Here is a 20,359-nt window from a genome sequence, read left to right on the forward strand (position 1 = left end):
ATAAAAAAAGCGAGCTGACGATCGCTTTTTATTTATCTTTTATTCGATTATTTTATCGTTGCAAGTGTACTTACTTCTTTACCCAGCATGTTATTTAGATAAACTAAATCACTTGCAGTTAAGGTACCAACCGCATATTTTAACTGTAATAAACTTGTTAAATAGTTGTATTTAGCGTCAGATAAGTTTCGTTTTGAACTATATAGTTGTGTTGTTGCATTAAGTACGTCAACGATAGTACGAGTTCCTACTTGGTAACCAGAAGACGTTGCTTCTAACGAACTTTGTGCCGAAACTACAGCTTGTTGATATGCTTTAATCGCACTAATCGATGAAGAGATGTTGTTGTAAGATGATCGGATTTGGTTTATCACGCTACGATTAGTACTTTCAAGCTTCTCACTAAAACTAACAAAGTTGTGTTGTGCTTGTTGTACTTGTGATACTGTTGCGCCACCTGAAAACAGTGGTAAATTCACGCTGACGCCAATTCTGTTATCACCTGTGTATTTTTTGCCCGCAGTATGACGTTCGTAATTGGTGTTACCATAACTGTCGGTTTTATTTAAGTTGGTTGATGCATCTAAACTAGCTGTCGGCATGTAACCTGATTGCGCCATTTTGATTTGATCGCGAGCAATCTCTTGATTTAACTTCATTGTTAATAAATTGAGGTTTGTGGTTTCAGATTGTTTTAATAATGCGTTGATTTGCGTTGGTTGTTCAGTTCTGAAGGTTTTGGTGTCAACACTAGCAAGTTTAGAATAGAAACGTCCACTAACTTGGCGTAATGCTTCAAGTGCATTATTTAAGTCATTTAACGCGTTAACTTGTTGTGCCACAGTTAAATCGTAATTTGCTTGGGCATTTTGTACGTCAGTAATTGCAACTAAACCAACTTTGTGTTGTTGACGAGTTTGATCTAACTGGCGACCAATTGCTTTTTTCTGAGCATCAATGAAGCTTAATGCATCAAGTGCTTTTAGTACGTTAAAGTAGGCTACTGATGTATTTAATATTAATGTTTGGCCTTGATATTGATAAGAGATATCAGCAATGGTGGCTTGTTTTTTTGTGATATCTAGAGCTTTCCAATTGGAGAAGTTAAAGATACTTTGTGATACAGCTACTTGGTATAAGCTACCACTTTTAGTTTTAACTCCGCTATTGTCTCGACGTCCATGTGCTACACCATAAGAAGCACTAAGGCCAACTTGCGGAAGTAAGCTTGCACGAGAACCTGAAATCGCTGAGTAAGCTTTATCTTTTTCAGCTAATGAACTGCGCAGATCTGGGTTGGTTTCTTTTGCTTGCTCGTAAACCTGAACTAAGTTATCAGCAAATGCAGATTGACTTAATGCTAAGCCAATTAAAAAGGTTAAAGTTTTTTTCATCAATCTTCTCTTTAAAAGCAATAAAATAGAATAATATTTCCAATTGCATAATTTTAACAGATAATTAGCACATAGACATTATCCTTATTCGTGATTCGCACTTTTTATTAAAATTTAGCCTAAAATAGAGAACTTGATATGAAAAATAAACTTACCCCAATGCTTTTTAACAAGAAAGACGTTTTTAATTTAACTAAACGAATTTTATATAAAGGCTTTTTTTCGTTATTAGAATATCGCTTTCAATACCGTAAATTCGATGGTTCTGTCAGTGAAATGGTGACTCGTGAAATTTTGGAACGAGGTCATGCGGTGGTGCTTTTAGCTTATGATGATAAGCGTGATGAAGTGGTGCTTATTGAGCAAATTAGGATAGCTGCGATTGATACGCAAGATAGTCCTTGGATGTTAGAGTTGATAGCGGGAATGATGGATCATGAGAATGAATCGACCGAAGAAGTGGCAAGACGAGAAGCGAAGGAAGAAGCGGGTATTGTTGTTGGGCAATGTAAGCCGATTATTAGCTATCTTGCATCACCGGGTGGTTTAACCGAGCAATTGCACGTGTTGGTCGGCCAAGTTGATTCTTCGACCGCAAAAGGTGTACACGGTTTAGCCGAAGAAAACGAGGATATTAAGGTTCATGTGGTTAGTCGTGAGCAAGCATATAAGTGGGTTGAAGAAGGTGTAATCAATAATGCGGCATCAATTATTGCGTTGCAATGGTTACAACTCAATCATCTGACACTAAAAAATGAATGGAAATAAGCGATTTTTGTTAATTTAATAAAATTATTGCTTCCCAAACAATAGATTTTATTTTACAATTTAATATAACATCATGATTTAAAAATAAAAAATTGTGATGTTGATCACAATATCAATTCTATTGCTGACATGATTTCGTATATATAATAATTGAGGTAGATTTTGGAGTCACTTTTAACGCTTCAAATACTAAATCAGTATTGTGCAAAAATTCTGCATATTACTGATACACATCTATTTGAGAATGAGAATGGCGCTTTATTAGGCGTTAAGTCGAATGCAAGTTTTTTATCAGTTATTAATGAAATTAAGCGTAGTAATAAGAAGTATGATTTGATTGTCGCAACCGGCGATTTTGTGCAAGATGGGTCGAAGAAATCCTATGCACGATTTGCTGAGCAAATTAAGCAATTTAACACCCCTTGTGTTTGGTTGGCTGGTAATCATGACAATTTTAGTTATATGCAGGAAGTGTTTTCGAGTTATCAACTTGCTAAAAATAAGGTGGTAATGCTTGGTGATAATTGGTTGATCGTGCTTTTAAATAGTCAAGTTGTCGGTCAGGCTTATGGTTTGTTACCTGAATCTGAATTACAATTTCTTGAAAAGGCGTTGTTAGCTCATACCGATAAAAATGCGATGGTTTTTTTACATCATCATCCTATTGATTCAGGTTGTCATTGGTTAGATGAGCATATTTTGAAAAATAGGGATGAGCTTGAGAAGATCGTCCAAAAATTTCCTTCAATAAAAGGTCTTGGTTGGGGACATATTCATCAACAACAAGATCATGTTTGGCATAATTGTCAGGCCTTTTCAACACCGTCTACCTGTTTTCAATTCAAACCAAATTGTTATGATTTTCAGTTAGCTAATGATGATGCGCCCGGCTGGCGAGAAATTATTCTTAATGAAAATGGTTCAATAGTATCTAGCGTGTTTCGTATTGCAGATAATCAATTTTTACCAGATGTTTCGCAAAAAGGTTATTAACGTTTCTATTTTCAGTATTTGCTCAAATTTAATTGTCAATTCTGATTTTTGATTGATTAGAGTAGTGGTGCAAAGAAGTAAAACAGCCGTTCTACGATTCGTTGCCAGATTGGTCGTTTTTTCCAAGTTTCTGTGTCAACTTTATCCGATTGAGATAGGTATTGCGCTAGTAATATTGATAGTGATTTTGCAAACTGGGCATCATCAATTACAGTTGTGATTTCAAAATTGAGCCATAAACTTCGCATATCTAAGTTAACGGTGCCCACTAAACTCAGTTGGTTGTCGATTAATACGCTTTTGGTATGTAGTAAGTTGTCATTAAATTGATAAAGCTTAACGCCACCGTTTAATAATTCAGTAAAGAAGGCACGACTTGCCCATTTTACCATCAGCGAATCATTCTTTTTAGGTACGATGATGATTACTTCAACCCCTCGCTGTGCAGCAGTACATACTGCATGTAAAATATCGTCACTCGGTACTAAATAGGGTGTGGTGAATATAATCTGTTTTTGAGCTGAGTAGATGGCGGTTAATAGTACCTGATGTATCATGTTTTCGGTGTAACCGGGGCCAGATGCAATAAGTTGCATGATATGTTTCTTTTCTTCTGGCGGTTCAGCAAAATCGGTAATTTGAGGAAGGGATAGATATTTTCCTGTTTCTAGTTCCCAGTCACTGGCATATATCGCGCCCATAAGTGTGGTTACAGGGCCACACATTCTAATCATAATATCAACCCATTCACCAACATGTTTATTTTGTTTGAAGAATCGTGGATCAACAATGTTCATGCTGCCGGTATATGAGATGTAGTTGTCAATAATGGCGACTTTGCGATGTTGTCGAAGATCAAGTCGCCTGAACATAAATCTAAGTAGATTAACTTGTAATGCTTCGATAATGGTAATGCCAGCATCTCGCATTCTTTGGCTAGCTTTGGATCGAATAAAATGTCGGCTGCCAGCCGAGTCAATCATTAATCGACAAGTGACGCCTCGCTTCGTGGCTTGTATCAGTGCTTGTTCAACTTCATTAGCTTTACCACCTTCGTTCCAGATGTAAAAGACCATTTCGATGTTTGATTTGGCTTGGTTTATATCTTCAATCAATCGTTCAAAAATGGCATCGGTAGTGCTTAATAGTTCAATGTGATTACCTCTGATCCCATCGAGGCCTGTTTGATGTTTGCAGAGTTGAAAAATAGGTTTGCTAACTTGACTAACTTTAGTGGTAAATATGTCAGGAAAAGTACTTAGTTGATTAATAAATTTGGTAATAGTTGGGCGCATTTTTTGCGCACGCTTTGCTCTTTGTTGACCAAGGTGGGCTTCACCAAGTGCAAAATAGAGGATGACGCCAATAATAGGCAATATGTAGATGACTAACATCCATGCAATGACGTAAGTAGTTGGTCGCCTTTTAAAGACAATACGTAAAGTGGTCGATACAATGAGCAACCAGTAAACAAGAAATATTAATGAACTTACTAATGCATGAAATGAAGTAAATTGCATATTTATCAGCTATAACTTAAGTTTAGTTTACTAATAGGGTCTTTACTACAATCGAAATTTTGAAATATTTCTGGCAACGGTTTCGGGTTGTTGTGTTTATCAACCGATACATAAGTAAATGTGGCATCAGTAATACAAAAGCGTTCGGTTGCATTGTCAGTATCGGTTAGTTTTTTAATCCAAACTTCAATACCAATAGTAATCGATGTTTTACCGGTTTTTATACAATGTGCATAACAGCAAACCACATCCCCAACCATTGCTGGTTTGTAAAAGGTGATACTACTTGCATTAACGGTTACGACTCTTCTTTTGGCAATTTCTTTAGCCAATATGCCGCCCGCTAAGTCCATTTGTGACATTATCCATCCACCAAAGATATGACCATGAGGATTGGTGTCTGCTGGCATGGCTAAAGTTCGTAATACTAATTGTCCTTTTGGGTTATTTTCGTTTTGTGTCATGTTGAAAGTACTCCTAATTATATTATTTTATCCGTTATCAATAGTTTTATTCATATGTCGATAAATATAAATGCCCGAAATCAAAGACATGACTAATGATGCGCCGGGTAATATAAATACCTTAAAGATCCAGAAGAAATTATCTGCTACATAATATGTTGCAATTAGACTGAAAGTTCCACAGACAATAAAAAATACAATCCATATCACATTCAACTTATTCCAAGCCGTTATATCAAGCTGTATCTCTTTACCTAACATTTTTTGTAGTAGATTTTTTTTGAAACCAAATTGGCTGATAGATAACGCAGCAGCGAATAAGAAGTTTATGATGGTGACTTTCCATTTAATGATATTTTTATCTTGTGTATAAAGTGTTATTCCACCGAAAATCATGATCATCATATAAGATATGAGCTCAACTTTATCAATTTTTTTATACATAACAAGAATAATTAAAAAAGAGATAGTTGCCGAAACCATTAGTGCTTGTACGCCGACAAAAATATCGTAAATTGTTAAAAATATAAAAAAGACGATAAGCGGAATAAAATTTAAAAGCTGCTTCATTTATTTGTTAACCTGATAGATAAAATTAAGTGTTTTCGATAAGTAAAAAAGCCTATATAAATAGGCTTATTTTTTGGTATGAAGTTCTGGATGCGCTTTACAATTGCCTGATTTGCAATGACCATAAAGATATAAACTATGAAAGGTTAGTGTAACCCCGTATTGCTCTGCGATTTCTTTTTGGCGTTTGTTGATGATTTCGTCTCGAAATTCAAAAACCTCACCACAATCTAAACAGATTAGATGGTCATGATGTTTTTGGGAAGCAAGTTCAAAAACCGCTCTTCCTCCTTCAAAATTATGACGTGTCACAATACCCGCGTCATCAAATTGATTTAATACGCGATAAACTGTAGCAAGACCAATTTCTTCGCCCATATCAAGTAGCTTTTTATAAAGATCTTCGACAGTAATGTGCTGGCATGAAGGATCTCGCAATAATTCTAAAATTTTTAATCGCGGTAACGTAACCTTTAAGCCTGCACTTTTGAGTGCTGCATTATTATCTTTATCATGATTAGTCATATTACATTCCAATTTAGTTAATTAATTAGGCATATTATAAAAATATGAACGGAAAATAAAATAAATCACTTTAATAGATCAAATATTCATTTCGGCTTTTACTTGGTTTACCCAATTATTAATTCGTTCTTCTGTTAATTCTGGTTGACGATCTTCATCAATAGCTAAACCGACAAAATGGTTGTCGTCCACAAGGCTTTTAGATGCTTCAAAGCTGTAGCCTTCTGTAGACCAGTTACCAACAATTTTAGCGCCTTTTGGTTCAATAATATCGCGGATAGTTCCCATTGCATCACAAAAGTATTCAGCATAATCTTCTTGGTCACCACAGCCGAAAATTGCCACTGTTTTACCATTAAAATTAACTTGTTCTAAATTAGGAAAGAAATCATCCCAATCAGCTTGAGATTCACCATAATACCAAGTTGGAATACCAAAAAATAACAAGTCATATTTTTCGATATGTTCTTTTGTTGTTTTTGCGATGTCAAAAAGATCTGCTTTATCTGTACCTAAGATTTGTTGGATTTGTTTAGCTACATTTTCTGTATTACCGGTGTCACTACCAAAAAAAATTCCAACTTGTGCCATATTTTTACCTTTTTTGTTTTTGCTAAATATATCTTTTGAGTATATCACTGTCAGTAGTTATCAGCAATAATTCTCAATTACTATAAACATAAGTAATTATTTACTACACATTTTTTTTAACTTGCATTAAAATTAGCCACTATTTTATGGCAATCGACGTTTCGGAATTTATTTATGAACCTGCATGAGTATCAATCAAAACACCTTTTTAAACAATATAATTTGCCAGTACCTGAAGGTTACGTGTGTAATTCAATTGATGAAATCCAAGATATATTGGCTGAACTTTCTTCTCAAACTAATGCTTGGGTGGCAAAGTGCCAAGTACATGCGGGCGGTCGTGGTAAATCAGGTGGCGTAATTTGTACTAAAGATTTTAATGAAATTAAACTGTTTGCCGAAAAATGGTTAGGTCAATATTTAGTTACTTATCAAACAACTTCTAAAGGGCAACCCGTTAATAAGATTTTAATTGAAAAGGCCTCTCATATCGAAAAAGAGTTCTATTTAGGTGCCGTCGTTGATCGAAGCACAAAACGTATTGTGATCATGGCATCAACCGAAGGTGGTGTTGAAATTGAGAAGGTTGCTGAGCAATCACCACACTTAATTCATAAAATATCGCTTGATCCTTTAACTGGACCATGCGGCTATCAAGGTCGCCAGCTAGCTTTTAAACTTGGATTAACTGGTAAATTAGTCAATCAATTTGCTAAATTATTTGTTAATTTTGCTAATCTTTTTATAGAAAAAGATGCTTCATTGGCAGAAGTTAACCCTTTAGTTGTTACTGATACACAAGAACTTATCTGTTTAGATGCCAAGGTTGTGTTAGATGACAATGCTATGTTCAGACATCCTGATTTAGTTGTATTAAGAGATACGACACAGGAAGACGAACGCGAATCAATTGCCGCAAAACAAGGTATTAGTTATGTTTCTCTAGACGGTAATATTGGTTGTATGGTTAATGGGGCAGGCCTTGCTATGGCTACCATGGATATGATTAAACTATACGGTGGTGAACCAGCGAATTTCTTAGATGTTGGTGGTGGTACGACTAAAGAACGTGTTGCCGAAGCCTTCAAATTGATTCTTTCAGATAAAAATGTAAAAGCAATATTAGTCAATATTTTTGGTGGTATTGTTCGCTGCGATCTTATTGCTAATGGAATTATTGATGCAATTAAAGAAATAGGCCTGACTGTTCCTGTTGTTGTACGTCTTGAAGGTAATAATGCAGAACTAGCAAGAGACATTTTAGCTAAAAGCAAACTAAATGTTATTACCGCAAAAAATTTAGTCGATGCGGCACAGCAGATCGTTAATGTTGCACAATAATAGAATGGGTGGAGAATAATTACTATGTCAATTTTGATTAATAAAGATACGAAAGTGATTTGTCAGGGCTTTACTGGTAGCCAAGGTACATTCCATTCTGAACAAGCACTTGCTTATGGTACCAAATTAGTCGGTGGTGTGACGCCAGGCAAAGGTGATACGACCCATTTAGGTTTACCTGTTTTTAATACTGTTAAAGAAGCAGTTGATGCAACCGGTGCAACGGCAACTGTTATTTATGTTCCGGCTGCATTTGGTAAAGATTCAATTTTAGAAGCTATTGATGCGGGCATCAAACTGATCGTTTGTATTACAGAAGGCATTCCAACATTGGATATGCTTATTGTAAAAGAAAAACTAATCCAACATGATGTTGTTATGATTGGGCCAAATTGCCCGGGAATTATTGTGCCTGATGAATGTAAAATTGGTATCATGCCAGGACATATTCATTTAGCTGGTAAAATTGGTATTGTTTCTCGTTCTGGTACATTAACTTACGAAGCCGTTAAGCAGACAACTGATATTGGATTAGGTCAATCTGTTTGCGTCGGAATAGGTGGCGACCCTATTCCCGGTAGTGATTTCATTTCTATCTTAAAATTATTCCAGCAAGACCCCAAAACCGAAGCAATTGTTATGATTGGTGAAATTGGTGGTAGCGCAGAAGAGGAAGCAGCCAACTATATTAAAGATAATGTTACCAAACCTGTTGTTGCCTATATAGCTGGTGTTTCAGCACCAACAGGTAAACGTATGGGGCATGCAGGTGCTATCATTTCTGGTAATAAAGGTACTGCTGCAGAAAAAACTAAAGCATTACAAGCTGCAGGTATTACTGTGGTGAGTAGCTTAGCTCAAATTGGTGAAGCAATAAAAAAACACTTTTAAGTTTTATTTTTTTGACATTAATCAATTTTTATTCTTTAAATTATGTTGTACAATAACGATAAATAACGTTACAAAATTTGTGGGCATTTAAGGATAAGGGAGCGCTTTATGTTAGATATTGTAGAACTGTCACGCCTTCAGTTTGCACTCACAGCGATGTATCATTTTATTTTTGTACCATTAACGCTGGGTATGGCGTTTATGCTTGCAATTATGGAAACTGTGTACGTTGTTAGTGGTAAGCAAATCTGGAAAGATATGACTAAATTCTGGGGTAAACTATTCGGTATCAACTTCGCGGTTGGTGTTGCAACTGGTTTAACCATGGAATTTCAGTTTGGTACCAATTGGTCTTATTATTCGCATTATGTAGGTGATATTTTCGGTGCACCACTGGCAATAGAAGGATTAATGGCTTTTTTCTTAGAATCAACTATGGTCGGTTTATTCTTTTTTGGATGGGATAGATTAAGCCGTGGTAAGCACTTGATGGTCACTTGGTGTGTCGCTTTCGGTTCTAATCTCTCAGCGCTTTGGATTTTAGTTGCTAATGGATGGATGCAGTTCCCGGTCGGTTCTGACTTTAACCCGATTAACTCAAGAATGGAAATGCAAAGTTTTTTTGAGTTAATTACCAATACGGTCGCTCAATATAAATTTGTCCACACTGTAGCAGCGGGTTATCTAACTGGCGCTATTTTTGTGTTAAGCATTAGTTCATATTATTTACTTAAAAAACGTGATTTACCATTTGCTAAACGCTCTTTTGCAGTAGCTTCTGTATTTGGTTTTATTATGTCAATTGTTGTCGCTATTATGGGGGATGAAGCAGGTCACGAAATTACAACGGTACAACCTGTTAAATTAGCGGCAATTGAAGCTGAATGGGAGACTCAGCCAGCACCAGCATCATTCAATGTTATTGCATTTCCATCACAAAAGAAAAAAGAGAACTTGTTTGCCATTGAAATTCCTTATGTGATGGGAATTATGACAACGCGTTCATTTGATACTCAAGTAACTGGATTGAAAGATATTTTAGCTACTAATGAGACTCGAATTCGTAATGGTATTTTAGCTTATACTAACTTAGATAAAATTCAAAAAGGTGATAAAGATCCTGCGGTTTTAAAAGCATTTGAAGATAATAAAGTTGATTTAGGCTATGGTTATTTAGTTAAACGTTTTACTGATAAAGATAATCTAACTATTCCAGAAGCCACTGAAGAACATATCAAAGCCGCAACTGAAGATTCAATCCCATCTGTATGGCCTTTGTTTTGGGCTTTTAGAGGAATGGTTGGCTTTGGCTTATTAATGATCTTAGGTACTGGTCTTGCTTTATGGTCAACATACAAAAATAAAATTGGTGAAAAACGTTGGTTATGTCGTCTACTTCTTTTATCGTTACCATTCCCATGGCTTGCATGTGAGTGTGGTTGGTTTGTTGCCGAGTATGGTCGCCAACCATGGGCAATTCAAGATATTTTACCAACAGGCGTAGCTAATTCATCGTTACCTCCAGGTGAAGTCTTATTCACTATGGTTCTTATTTGTGGGCTTTATACAATGTTCTTAGTTGCTGAAATGTTCTTAATGTTTAAGTTTGCTCGATTAGGGCCAAGTTCTTTAGGTACTGGCAACTATCATTACGAAAAAACACAATCGATATCAGAATAAGGCATAGGGAGTATATACAATGATTGATTATGAAATTGTACGAGCCATCTGGTGGTTGCTGATTGGCGTTGTGTTAGTTGGCTTTGTTATCACCGATGGTTTTGATATGGGTGTTGGTATTTTATTACCATTTATTGGTAAAACTGATACTGAACGTCGTATTATGATAAATGCAATAGCGCCACACTGGGATGGCAATCAAGTTTGGTTAATTACTGGTGGTGCAGGTATTTTCGCTGCTTGGCCGATGGCTTATGCGGTCTCTTTTTCTGGCTTTTATTTCGCGATGATTTTAGTATTATGTGCGCTATTTTTTAGACCGATTGGTTTTGATTATCGTAGCAAATTAGAAAACTCTAAATGGCGTAATATGTGGGATATCGCAATCTTTTTAGGTAGCTTTGTTCCAGCGCTTGTTTTCGGTGTCGCATTTGGAAACTTGTTAGAAGGTGTTCCATTTAGATTTGATAATGGTTATCGTGCTTTTTATGATGGTTCATTCTTTGGTTTACTTAACCCATTTGCAATATTAACTGGTATTGTGAGCCTAATGTTAATCGTTGCTCATGGTGGTGCTTGGTTGCAAATGAAAACTGCTGGTGAACTTTATTTAAGAGCAAGAAAAGCAACTCAAGTAGCAAGTTTAATCATGTTAATTGCTTTTGTATTAGCTGGAGTTTGGGTTGCATTTGGTATTCATGGTTATGAAGTGACTAGCGCTATTGATACTAATGGTGTTTCAAATCCATTAAGTAAAACGGTATCGACTGATGTTTCATGGTTAAAAAATTATATGAACCATCCAATATTATGGATTGTACCGGTATTAGGTATATTATTACCTTTACTAACTATCTTACTTTCTAGTTTAAATAGAAATGGATTAGTGTTTTTATCTTCTACGCTAACCATTGCTTGTGTATTATTTACCTATGGTATTGCGACATTCCCATTTATTATTCCTTCAAGCATTATGCCAAATGCAAGTTTGACAATTTGGGACGCATCTTCTAGCCAATTAACACTTAATATTATGTTGGGTGTAGTAGTCATCTTTTTACCAATCATTCTGTTCTATACTATATGGAGTTACGTTAAAATGTTTGGTCGTTTAGATAAAAATCATATTGAAAATAATAAACATTCACTTTATTAAGGATTTAATATGTATTACTTTTTATGGTTTTTCGGATTAATTGCAATTTGTATGCTTGCTGTTGTTACAGGACTTTGGGTTGAAAGTAACGATAAAGAAACTAATCAATAGCTGCATCAAAATAAATAAAGGGGTGGCAATTTGTCACCTTTTTAATCTTAAATTTACATATTAGATAAATAATTCACAAATGATAATTGTTTTCATTTAACTATTTTTATATCATAGTGCAGCGAATTTTATAATCATATATAATGATGCAAATTTTTTGTGCAAATTATGAAATATGAAACAATTTAATTGGAATGCAAGAGTCTATTATGAAGACACAGATGCTGGTGGGGTAGTTTACCATGCTAGGTATCTTGCTTTTTTTGAACGCGCTAGAACAGAAATGCTAAGACAACTTGATATTAGTCAACAAAAGTTACTACAAGAAGGTATTGCATTTGTTGTTAAAAAGATGGATATTAGCTACAATTTTCCAGCACGTTTAGATGACATGCTAACTATCAGCACTAAAGTTGAGCAAATTCGCAAGGCGTCTATTATTTTTAAACAGACAATTTTAAACCAGAATAAGCAAATTATCAGCAACGCTGATGTAGTGATTGCTTGTGTCAATATGACTAAAATGAAGCCTTGTGCGCTTCCAAAGTCATTATTTTTGGAGTTTATTTAAGTGAATATTATTGATCTATTTTTACAAGCAGGATTTTTGGTACAAGGCGTTATGCTATTGTTACTTATATTTTCTGTTATGTCTTGGGCTTTTATTTTTCAACGTAGCAGCATTTTAAGCAAAGCTAAAAAACAAGTTGATCAATTTGACAATAGTTTTTGGTCTGCTGATGACTTAAATGTGCTTTTTGATAAAGCGAAATTCAATAAAGAAGAGATCTGTGGTACAGAACATATTTTCTATTCGGGATTCAAAGAGTTTTCTCGTTTATACCAAATCAATCCAAATATGCCAGAAGCAGCATTAGATGGGGCATCTCGTTCAATGCGTTTAGCGATGAATCGTGAATTAGATAATTTAGAATTGCATATACCTTTTTTAGGTACGGTAGGATCAATTAGCCCTTATATTGGATTATTTGGTACGGTTTGGGGAATTATGCATGCTTTTATTTCCCTTGGAGAAGTAAAGCAAGCAACACTGCAAATGGTTGCACCAGGTATTGCTGAAGCGTTAATTGCGACCGCAATTGGTTTATTTGCGGCGATTCCTGCTGTTCTGGCTTATAATCGATTATCATTGAGAGTAAGTAGAATGGAACAAAGTTATTTGAATTTTATTGATGAGTTTTCTTCAATTTTACAACGTCAAGCAGTAGCGGTTAGGAAATAATTATGAGCAGACGTTCACGTTATTCAACCAAATCAGAGATCAATATTGTACCTTTGTTAGATGTATTATTGGTATTAGTATTGATTTTTATGGCTACAGCACCAATAATAAGCCAGAGTGTTGAAGTTGATCTTCCAGAAGCAACAGAATCAAAAACTGTTTCCCCTTCTGAAAATAAGCCGATAATTATTGAAGTATCTGGTGTAGGGGTTTATGCAATTATCATTGATCAGACTCGACAATCGAATATACCTCAAGAGCAAATTGTTGCAGAAGTTAAGCAGCAAATGTCACTTAATGATAAAGCTGTTTTTTTAGTTGGTGGTGCGAAACAAGTTCCTTATGAAGAGATTATAAAGGCTCTAAATTTGCTTCAATCAGCAGGAGTTAAATCTGTTGGTTTGATGACTCAACCAATTTAAATAAATAATTATTAAAAATGTCAGCAATGTCTAATAAGTTAAACTCAAAATTAAGTTTACCAATCATCATTTCCATTATTTTACATGGCATGTTAATTATTGCCTTGGGATATAAGTTTGTAAGTGATACTGGTGAAAACTACGGCAGTATCAACGGTAACTCTATTGATGCCATCATGATTGATCCATCAGTTATGACAGAACAATATCAAAGACAATTGCAGGCACAAGCTAAGCAACAAGAAGCAGATCAAAAGCGCCAAGAGCAGCTAGACAAGCAAGTTAAAGAACTTGCTAAAAAAGCGGAAGCAGAAAAGGCCGCTGCTGAGAAGGCTGCCGCCGAAAAAGCCGCAGCAGAAAAAGCAGAAGCAGAAAGGTTAGCTGCCGAGAAGGCTACGACAGAGAAAGCCGCCGCGGAGAAAGCAGAAGCAGAGAGATTAGCTGCCGAGAAAGCGGCAGCAGAAAAGGCTGCTGCTGAAAAAGCCGCTGCCGAAAAAAAAGCAAAGCAGAAGGCTGAACAAGCTAAAAAAGATAAAGCCCTCAATGATCTTTTGGGTGGTCTTACCTCAGGTTCTCCAAGTTCGGGTGGTACAGCTAGCCGTAAAGGTGTATCCAATGGTGAGTTAGATAAATATAAATCATTAGTACAAAATGCAATAAGTAATAAATTTATCAATCCACCAAATGCTTATCGAGGTAAAACTTGTGAATTACAAATTCAGATAGCACCTGATGGATTATTGCTTAATGTTATCTCAAAAGGTGGTAATGCTGAATTATGTCGAGAAGCACTTGCTGCTACTAAATTGGCAGTTATACCTAAACCAGATAGTAATTTATATAATGAAGTAAAAACGATGAATATCGAATTCCAGCCAAAATAGATTATAACAATCTGATTTTATTATTTAATTTATTTTGTGTCGTTAATTAATAAATAAATATACCTCATCTTAATAATTGAATGTTGAAAATTTACTTATCATCCCAATATATTCTCTATTCATTCCGAATTAAGTTTTTATGTAAGAGAAGGAGCAGAATATGACAACAATTGTCAGTGTCCGTCGTGAAGGTCAAGTCGTTATTGGTGGCGATGGGCAAGTTACATTAGGTGAACGTATTATTATGAAGGGTAATGCTCGAAAAGTTCGCCGTCTGTACAACAATAAAGTAATAGCTGGATTTGCTGGCGGTACAGCAGATGCTTTCACACTATTTGAATTATTTGAACGGAAATTAGAAATGCATCAAGGTCATTTAACTAAAGCGGCAGTTGAACTAGCCAAAGATTGGCGAACTGATAGAATGCTGCGTAAGTTAGAGGCGTTACTTGCTGTTGCTGATGAAACCGCTTCATTGATTATTACTGGTACTGGTGATGTTATCCAACCAGAAGATGACCTGATTGCGATTGGATCTGGTGGACCTTATGCTCAGGCTGCTGCAAGAGCTTTATTAGATAATACTTCATTATCTGCACATGATATTGTACAAAAATCGCTTTCAATAGCTGGTGACATTTGTGTTTACACCAATAACTTCCAAACTATTGAAGAGCTAAATTACTAATTGAAACTGATTTAAGAGAAATACTATTATGTCTGAAATGACTCCTCGCGAAATTGTAAGCGAATTAAACCAACATATTATTGGACAAGATAAAGCAAAACGCTCTGTTGCTATTGCTTTACGTAATCGCTGGCGTCGTATGCAACTTGATGAAGCATTACGTCATGAAGTTACGCCAAAAAATATTCTTATGATCGGACCAACAGGGGTTGGTAAGACTGAAATCGCAAGACGATTAGCCAAATTGGCTCACGCTCCATTTATTAAAGTCGAAGCCACAAAATTTACTGAAGTTGGTTATGTAGGTAAAGAAGTTGATTCTATCATTCGAGATCTTACCGACTCTGCGGTTAAGATGATTCGCCAAGAAGCTATGGAAAAAAATCGTAATAGAGCGGAAGAATTAGCTGAAGAACGTATTTTAGATGTGCTTGTTCCTCCTGCAAAAGATGGTTGGGGACAAGTTGAAAACAATAATGATTCAACTGCTAGACAAGCATTTAGAAAAAAATTACGTGAAGGTGCACTTGACGATAAAGAAATTGAAATTGAAATAGCTGGCGTGAATATCGGTGTTGAAATTATGGCTCCACCGGGTATGGAAGAGATGACCAACCAATTACAGTCGATGTTTCAAAATTTAGGTGGTCAAAAAACTAAAGCACGTAAAATGAAGATCAAAGATGCCTTTAAACAGCTAATTGAAGAAGAAGCGGCTAAATTGGTTAATCCTGATGATCTTAAACACGAAGCCATCGAAGCGGTTGAACAAAATGGTATTGTGTTTATCGATGAGATAGACAAAGTGTGTAAACGTGGTAACTCCTCTGGACCCGATGTTTCACGTGAAGGTGTTCAGCGTGATTTATTACCACTTGTTGAAGGTTGTACCGTCTCAACTAAACATGGTTCAGTAAAAACTGATCATATCTTGTTTATTGCATCAGGTGCATTCCAAACCGCTAATCCATCAGATTTGATTCCTGAGTTGCAAGGACGTTTACCAATTCGAGTTGAATTACAAGCGTTAACTAGCGAAGATTTTGAACGAATTTTAACGGAACCTAATGCGTCATTAACCGTGCAATATAAAGCGTTAATGGCAACAGAAGGGGTTAATATCGACTTTACACCTGATGGAATTCGTAAAATTGCTGAATCAGCTTGGCAAGTTAATGAACAAAATGAGAATATTGGTGCTCGTCGTTTGCATACTGTACTTGAACGTTTAATGGAAGATGTCTCTTTCGAGGCTAGTGAATTAGGTGGTCAAACTATTACAATTGATGCTAAATACGTTAGCGATCATCTCGATAAACTTGTTGCAGATGAAGATTTGAGCAAGTTCATTTTATAATCAAATATACTATTTAAATAAAAAGGTGAGTTATTTAACTCACCTTTTTTATATCAATGAATTATTTTATTCGTGACTATTTTTTAAGAAATCCACCTAAAATATCAGCGGCTTTATGTTTACGCTTTGATTTATCTTTATCTTTATCTTTATCTTTATCTTTGGAATCATGATCTTCAAATTTATCACGTAGTTTGTCTAAACGCTGATGTATTTTATCACTAAATACATCAGAAATTATTTTAGCGATATCTAATTGATAATGTAAATTAGAAAATTGACCATATATGCGTAATGGTATGGTAACTTTTTGTAATTTCGCAATAGTTTCACTTTTACTATTCCAACCACCCAGTATTTTTATGTTTAAATTAACATCTAAATCGCGGCCAACCATCCCCACTCTTCCTGAACTATCTATAACATCTAAGGTTTCAGAATTTGCATTAAGTGAGTTAAGTTGAATATTACCTTGGTTTAAATAAGCATTGGTCGTAATCTTATGAAACTCAGTATATTTTTTATGATTTTCAGAATTTGCATCTTTATCGCCATACTTAGCTGCAGCATTTTCGATAATACTTTGGATGTTGATATTATTTAATTTCGCATTGGTAATGATGATATTTGCATTACCTTTTACGTTTTCTAATAATTTAGTTGTTGATAACGTATTGGTTTCTAATACTCCAGAAGCATTGAATATACCATCAAGATCATAAGCCATATCCATTTGGGTGAAAAATGAATTCAAATTGATATTGCTTATTTTGGTGTTTAGCTTAACTTGAGGCGCTTTTTGTTTACCATTTGCGGTACCTGTTGCTGTTATCTGTCCATTAGCAAAATTAAAACTAAGGTCTTTTAAAGTTGCAATGCCATCTTGGTTATCAACATCAATATTTAGATTACCAAGTGTGATTTTATCTGCTTTAACTTCTTTAATATTTATTTTTGCTTTTCCATCAAATGAATTAAGAGCACTTAATTCATTATTATTTGGTGCAACATTAGAAACAACCGGTGGAGTTTGTTGCGTGCTTGTGTTTTTATTTGATTTTTCATTTTTTTGAAGGAAAGGCGTTAAATCAAATTTATTCGAATCTAATTGCAAATTGACTGTAGGCTTGTTATCGAAGCGGGCATTAATTTTACTGGTAAAATCGTTATTATTAATTGAAAAAACCAAATTTTGACTATTTAACTCCATTGGTGTTTTTTGGTAATTAAATACACCAGTTGCACTACCTTTTATCTCTTTTTTTACATTAGCTATGCCGTTATAGGTGTAATCTAATTTTTTTAGATCAATCGTTGCTTTTTCAGGAAATTGCGTTAAATCGATATTGGCATTTAATGAGTAAAATAGGTCTTGTTGGTTTTTATTGATGTCTCCGTTTAATTCAATAGAAAGGTTTTTATCGTTATTTTTTTCTAATAACAGATTAATATTTCTGAAATTTATCAAATCATGATTATGCTGAAATGCGATAGTACTGTCAGCTATTTCAAATTTATTTAAACTGAATTTCCAATTAGATGGATTTTTTTTATCTTCCGTTGGTTTTTGCTCAGAAGTGTCTGTTATTGCTTGAGAATTATTTTTAGCATTTTCACCTTTACTTTCATCAGTAATGCTAATTATTGCTGATTTAATAAACACATTTTTAATGGCTAAATTTTTTGAAAATAGAGGCAGAAGCTCAACATCAAGCCTCATGTTGTCAGCAGTTAATAAAGGGGTTGTTGCACCTGTATCCGATAATTTAACTGAATCAGTTAATATACTAACTTGAGGCCAAATATGCCAACGCAGATCGCCCTCTATAGTTAGCTCGTAACCTGTTTTGTCTTTTATTGTTTGTGAGATGTAACTGCGAAAATTATTAGGATCAACAAATACAATAAGTGAAACGATACTGATGACAATGACCAAAATTAAGATAAATAGAGCAACCAATATTTTTTTTATCATATTAATGTCCTGTATTAAGGTTATGAACTAGTCTTTATCAATACGACTGGCGACAGCGCCATGTTGGTCTTTATACTTTGCATCTTGTCTTCTGTTATATGGTCTAGCTGCTGGGCCACTAAGTGTTTCAAAACTTAGTGCTCCAATGGTCATGCCAGGTCTAAGTGCTACTGGTATTTTTCCTGAATTGAAAAACTCTAAAACAATTTGTCCGTGCCAGCCTGGATCGATACGATGAGCAGTAACATGTACCATAAGTCCTAAGCGAGCTAATGATGAGCGGCCATCTAACCAACCGACCAAATCATCAGGGATAGTAACCGATTCAAGTGTTACCGCTAAAGCAAGTTCGCCAGGATGCAAATAAAAAGCATCACCCTCAGCTAATATCATCTCTTCACTCATAACGCGTTCAAGAACGGCTGCAACTTCTTCTTTTGGTCCACTTAAATCAATATAAGGAGTAGTATGCTCTCTAAAAGTACGAAATTGATTACCTAATCGAACATCAACTGTTGCTCCATTGATACAACTTAATGCAGGTTGTGGCGTGATTTTTAATTTACCACTATTTAAATATGCTTCAATATCACGATCACATAATCTCATAAGTTATCCTTCGTTCCGCTTTTTATCTTATTCTAACAGGTTCTTTTGTTGGCGTCGATGCTGGTAGATTAAGGTTTGATCACCCAAGCTCGACCATAGTGATTGTAATAACCCGCTTGTTTACCGGCTTTGTCGCCAATACCCAAATAAAGGTCAAAGTGATGGCCTTTAATTGCCCCGCCAACATCAAGTGCAACCATTAATCTCACTTCTCGTCTACCACGATATTGACCATCTTTATCAAGAAGTGGTACATCAACTAATATAACCGATCCGGTCGGAATTAATGACTTATCTGATGCAACTGATGCATTGGCTATTAATGGTACCGCCGCAGCGCCTTTTACTTCGGCATTGTATTGCGGTTTGAAAAACACAAATGATCGGTTTTGAATTAGTAGTTCTTTAACCTTATTTTCGCTTTTATTTTTAGCCCAATTTCTTATGGCTTGAATGGACATATCTTCCTTGTTTATTTCACCTTGTTCAACTAATAGACGCCCGATGCTGGAGTAACCATGACCATTTTTACCACCATAACAGAAAAAAACTAACGGATTGCCATCTTCAAAATCAATATAAGCACTACCTTGAACTTCCATGATAAAGTTATCCATTAATGAATTACTATAAGCGATTTCTAATCCTTTTCCTGCTAATGCACCGTTATAGATCTGTTCACGATTTGGCATACGACCTTTAGATTGGGTTGGCATTTTATAAATTGGATATTTAAATTTACCAGTTGGCCGGTGCCTTGCTTTAATGACAGGGGTGTAATAACCGGTTAAATGTACATTGCCATATCCATCTTTACCTGCCATTTCATAGCTTTTTAGTCCCACTTTGTGAAATTCTGCCGAGCTTAATGAACGATTAATCCAAGCGTCAACCGCTTTATAAATATGTTCATTTTTACGATACAAAGAAGGGGATGTGGTTTTTAATTTTTCAATCTGAACCGTATAATCTGAAATATTTACAGGAACAGTTAAACTTGGACGACTAATATTAAGGTCATACGGTAGTTTGCCATCTTTAAATTGTTTACTTTGTGAATTTGAATCATTCTGGCAGCCGGTAAGGAGTGACAGAATAAGTGCAAATGATAATAGATAAATACGAATTTGAAGTTTGTTTTCTTTCATAATTTATTGTAATTAGTTAGGTAATATGA

General features: G+C 35.2%; 22 protein-coding genes. 13 read left to right on the plus strand and 9 right to left on the minus strand.

The features are described 5' to 3' along the window. Positions 1 to 47: 47 nt before the first annotated feature. Entirely contained in the window at positions 48 to 1,394 is a 1,347-nt protein-coding gene (gene tolC, locus AC5LXI_RS05585; RefSeq protein ID WP_493443889.1) for an outer membrane channel protein TolC, read from the minus strand. Positions 1,395 to 1,532: 138 nt separating this feature from the next. On the opposite strand from tolC, the gene nudF reads away from it, so the two are divergent. Further along, the gene (gene nudF / locus AC5LXI_RS05590; RefSeq protein WP_493443890.1) at positions 1,533 to 2,162 is read left to right on the plus strand and encodes an ADP-ribose diphosphatase; all 630 of its coding nucleotides are present in this window, start codon (positions 1,533 to 1,535) and stop codon (positions 2,160 to 2,162) included. A 162-nt stretch (positions 2,163 to 2,324) separates the two neighbouring features. Continuing rightward, positions 2,325 to 3,155 (plus strand): 3',5'-cyclic-AMP phosphodiesterase, encoded by an 831-nt coding sequence (gene cpdA / locus AC5LXI_RS05595; RefSeq protein ID WP_493443891.1) that lies wholly within the window; start codon positions 2,325 to 2,327, stop codon positions 3,153 to 3,155. A 56-nt stretch (positions 3,156 to 3,211) separates the two neighbouring features. Here cpdA and cls read toward each other — a convergent pair whose 3' ends face one another. The 5 genes from cls to fldA form a co-directional block, all read right to left on the minus strand. Next, positions 3,212 to 4,675: a cardiolipin synthase gene (gene cls / locus AC5LXI_RS05600; RefSeq protein ID WP_493443892.1), complete on the minus strand. Its 1,464-nt coding sequence runs from the start codon at positions 4,673 to 4,675 to the stop codon at positions 3,212 to 3,214. A gap of 5 nt (positions 4,676 to 4,680) precedes the next feature. Further along, positions 4,681 to 5,139: an acyl-CoA thioester hydrolase YciA gene (gene yciA / locus AC5LXI_RS05605; RefSeq protein WP_493443893.1), complete on the minus strand. Its 459-nt coding sequence runs from the start codon at positions 5,137 to 5,139 to the stop codon at positions 4,681 to 4,683. A 27-nt stretch (positions 5,140 to 5,166) separates the two neighbouring features. Beyond that, the gene (locus AC5LXI_RS05610; protein WP_493443894.1) at positions 5,167 to 5,709 is read right to left on the minus strand and encodes an inner membrane-spanning protein YciB; all 543 of its coding nucleotides are present in this window, start codon (positions 5,707 to 5,709) and stop codon (positions 5,167 to 5,169) included. A 66-nt stretch (positions 5,710 to 5,775) separates the two neighbouring features. After that, positions 5,776 to 6,234: a ferric iron uptake transcriptional regulator gene (fur, locus tag AC5LXI_RS05615; RefSeq protein ID WP_493443895.1), complete on the minus strand. Its 459-nt coding sequence runs from the start codon at positions 6,232 to 6,234 to the stop codon at positions 5,776 to 5,778. 78 nt (positions 6,235 to 6,312) lie between these two features. Continuing rightward, positions 6,313 to 6,825 carry a flavodoxin FldA gene (gene fldA / locus AC5LXI_RS05620; RefSeq protein ID WP_493443896.1) on the minus strand — a complete coding sequence of 171 codons (513 nt, stop codon included), beginning with the start codon at positions 6,823 to 6,825 and terminating at the stop codon, positions 6,313 to 6,315. Between the two features lie 174 nt (positions 6,826 to 6,999). Here fldA and sucC point away from each other — a divergent pair, with 174 nt between their 5' ends. The 11 genes from sucC to hslU all read left to right on the plus strand — a co-directional run bounded on the left by sucC (position 7,000) and on the right by hslU (position 16,598). After that, positions 7,000 to 8,166, plus strand: coding sequence for an ADP-forming succinate--CoA ligase subunit beta (sucC, locus tag AC5LXI_RS05625; RefSeq protein ID WP_493443897.1), 1,167 nt, complete (start codon positions 7,000 to 7,002; stop codon positions 8,164 to 8,166). Positions 8,167 to 8,190: 24 nt separating this feature from the next. After that, positions 8,191 to 9,057 (plus strand): succinate--CoA ligase subunit alpha, encoded by an 867-nt coding sequence (gene sucD / locus AC5LXI_RS05630; RefSeq protein WP_493443898.1) that lies wholly within the window; start codon positions 8,191 to 8,193, stop codon positions 9,055 to 9,057. A 108-nt stretch (positions 9,058 to 9,165) separates the two neighbouring features. Beyond that, complete coding sequence (locus AC5LXI_RS05635; RefSeq protein WP_493443899.1) at positions 9,166 to 10,737, plus strand: cytochrome ubiquinol oxidase subunit I; 1,572 nt, start codon at positions 9,166 to 9,168, stop codon at positions 10,735 to 10,737. Positions 10,738 to 10,756: 19 nt separating this feature from the next. Beyond that, complete coding sequence (gene cydB, locus AC5LXI_RS05640) at positions 10,757 to 11,893, plus strand: cytochrome d ubiquinol oxidase subunit II (protein WP_493443900.1); 1,137 nt, start codon at positions 10,757 to 10,759, stop codon at positions 11,891 to 11,893. Positions 11,894 to 11,902: 9 nt separating this feature from the next. Next, entirely contained in the window at positions 11,903 to 12,004 is a 102-nt protein-coding gene (locus AC5LXI_RS05645; protein ID WP_493443901.1) for a cytochrome bd-II oxidase subunit CbdX, read from the plus strand. A 175-nt stretch (positions 12,005 to 12,179) separates the two neighbouring features. Then, positions 12,180 to 12,575, plus strand: a complete 396-nt coding sequence (gene ybgC, locus AC5LXI_RS05650) for a tol-pal system-associated acyl-CoA thioesterase (protein WP_493443902.1) — start codon at positions 12,180 to 12,182, stop codon at positions 12,573 to 12,575. After that, positions 12,576 to 13,247, plus strand: coding sequence for a protein TolQ (tolQ, locus tag AC5LXI_RS05655; protein ID WP_493443903.1), 672 nt, complete (start codon positions 12,576 to 12,578; stop codon positions 13,245 to 13,247). It abuts the gene before it with no gap. 2 nt (positions 13,248 to 13,249) lie between these two features. After that, entirely contained in the window at positions 13,250 to 13,669 is a 420-nt protein-coding gene (tolR, locus tag AC5LXI_RS05660; protein ID WP_493443904.1) for a colicin uptake protein TolR, read from the plus strand. Positions 13,670 to 13,695: 26 nt separating this feature from the next. Beyond that, positions 13,696 to 14,553: a cell envelope integrity protein TolA gene (gene tolA, locus AC5LXI_RS05665; RefSeq protein WP_493443905.1), complete on the plus strand. Its 858-nt coding sequence runs from the start codon at positions 13,696 to 13,698 to the stop codon at positions 14,551 to 14,553. A 160-nt stretch (positions 14,554 to 14,713) separates the two neighbouring features. Further along, entirely contained in the window at positions 14,714 to 15,241 is a 528-nt protein-coding gene (gene hslV / locus AC5LXI_RS05670) for an ATP-dependent protease subunit HslV (RefSeq protein WP_065562241.1), read from the plus strand. 28 nt (positions 15,242 to 15,269) lie between these two features. Then, positions 15,270 to 16,598 (plus strand): ATP-dependent protease ATPase subunit HslU, encoded by a 1,329-nt coding sequence (gene hslU / locus AC5LXI_RS05675; protein WP_493443906.1) that lies wholly within the window; start codon positions 15,270 to 15,272, stop codon positions 16,596 to 16,598. Between the two features lie 76 nt (positions 16,599 to 16,674). On the opposite strand, the gene asmA is transcribed toward hslU, so the two are convergent. The 3 genes from asmA to mltA all read right to left on the minus strand — a co-directional run bounded on the left by asmA (position 16,675) and on the right by mltA (position 20,330). Beyond that, on the minus strand, positions 16,675 to 18,573 hold the full coding sequence (asmA, locus tag AC5LXI_RS05680; protein WP_493443907.1) for an outer membrane assembly protein AsmA: 1,899 nt from the start codon (positions 18,571 to 18,573) through the stop codon (positions 16,675 to 16,677). Between the two features lie 27 nt (positions 18,574 to 18,600). Then, positions 18,601 to 19,182 (minus strand): dCTP deaminase, encoded by a 582-nt coding sequence (dcd, locus tag AC5LXI_RS05685; RefSeq protein ID WP_493443908.1) that lies wholly within the window; start codon positions 19,180 to 19,182, stop codon positions 18,601 to 18,603. A 68-nt stretch (positions 19,183 to 19,250) separates the two neighbouring features. Continuing rightward, positions 19,251 to 20,330 carry a murein transglycosylase A gene (mltA, locus tag AC5LXI_RS05690; RefSeq protein ID WP_493443909.1) on the minus strand — a complete coding sequence of 360 codons (1,080 nt, stop codon included), beginning with the start codon at positions 20,328 to 20,330 and terminating at the stop codon, positions 19,251 to 19,253. Between the last annotated feature and the right edge of the window lie 29 nt (positions 20,331 to 20,359).

It is taken from the genome of Gilliamella sp. LMG 34361 (assembly GCF_984569075.1).

Excerpts from the sequence above, each read along its gene's own strand:
- cydB (WP_493443900.1), top strand. The coding sequence starts at position 10,757 with ATGATTGATTATGAAATTGTACGAGCCATCTGGTGGTTGCTGATTGGC.
- yciA (WP_493443893.1), bottom strand. The coding sequence starts at position 5,139 with ATGACACAAAACGAAAATAACCCAAAAGGACAATTAGTATTACGAACT.
- AC5LXI_RS05635 (WP_493443899.1), top strand. The coding sequence starts at position 9,166 with ATGTTAGATATTGTAGAACTGTCACGCCTTCAGTTTGCACTCACAGCG.
- hslU (WP_493443906.1), top strand. The coding sequence starts at position 15,270 with ATGTCTGAAATGACTCCTCGCGAAATTGTAAGCGAATTAAACCAACAT.
- fur (WP_493443895.1), bottom strand. The coding sequence starts at position 6,234 with ATGACTAATCATGATAAAGATAATAATGCAGCACTCAAAAGTGCAGGC.
- fldA (WP_493443896.1), bottom strand. The coding sequence starts at position 6,825 with ATGGCACAAGTTGGAATTTTTTTTGGTAGTGACACCGGTAATACAGAA.
- AC5LXI_RS05610 (WP_493443894.1), bottom strand. The coding sequence starts at position 5,709 with ATGAAGCAGCTTTTAAATTTTATTCCGCTTATCGTCTTTTTTATATTT.
- tolC (WP_493443889.1), bottom strand. The coding sequence starts at position 1,394 with ATGAAAAAAACTTTAACCTTTTTAATTGGCTTAGCATTAAGTCAATCT.
- mltA (WP_493443909.1), bottom strand. The coding sequence starts at position 20,330 with ATGAAAGAAAACAAACTTCAAATTCGTATTTATCTATTATCATTTGCA.
- dcd (WP_493443908.1), bottom strand. The coding sequence starts at position 19,182 with ATGAGATTATGTGATCGTGATATTGAAGCATATTTAAATAGTGGTAAA.
- sucC (WP_493443897.1), top strand. The coding sequence starts at position 7,000 with ATGAACCTGCATGAGTATCAATCAAAACACCTTTTTAAACAATATAAT.
- nudF (WP_493443890.1), top strand. The coding sequence starts at position 1,533 with ATGAAAAATAAACTTACCCCAATGCTTTTTAACAAGAAAGACGTTTTT.
- ybgC (WP_493443902.1), top strand. The coding sequence starts at position 12,180 with ATGAAACAATTTAATTGGAATGCAAGAGTCTATTATGAAGACACAGAT.
- tolR (WP_493443904.1), top strand. The coding sequence starts at position 13,250 with ATGAGCAGACGTTCACGTTATTCAACCAAATCAGAGATCAATATTGTA.
- AC5LXI_RS05645 (WP_493443901.1), top strand. The coding sequence starts at position 11,903 with ATGTATTACTTTTTATGGTTTTTCGGATTAATTGCAATTTGTATGCTT.
- asmA (WP_493443907.1), bottom strand. The coding sequence starts at position 18,573 with ATGATAAAAAAAATATTGGTTGCTCTATTTATCTTAATTTTGGTCATT.
- cls (WP_493443892.1), bottom strand. The coding sequence starts at position 4,675 with ATGCAATTTACTTCATTTCATGCATTAGTAAGTTCATTAATATTTCTT.
- sucD (WP_493443898.1), top strand. The coding sequence starts at position 8,191 with ATGTCAATTTTGATTAATAAAGATACGAAAGTGATTTGTCAGGGCTTT.
- tolA (WP_493443905.1), top strand. The coding sequence starts at position 13,696 with ATGTCTAATAAGTTAAACTCAAAATTAAGTTTACCAATCATCATTTCC.
- hslV (WP_065562241.1), top strand. The coding sequence starts at position 14,714 with ATGACAACAATTGTCAGTGTCCGTCGTGAAGGTCAAGTCGTTATTGGT.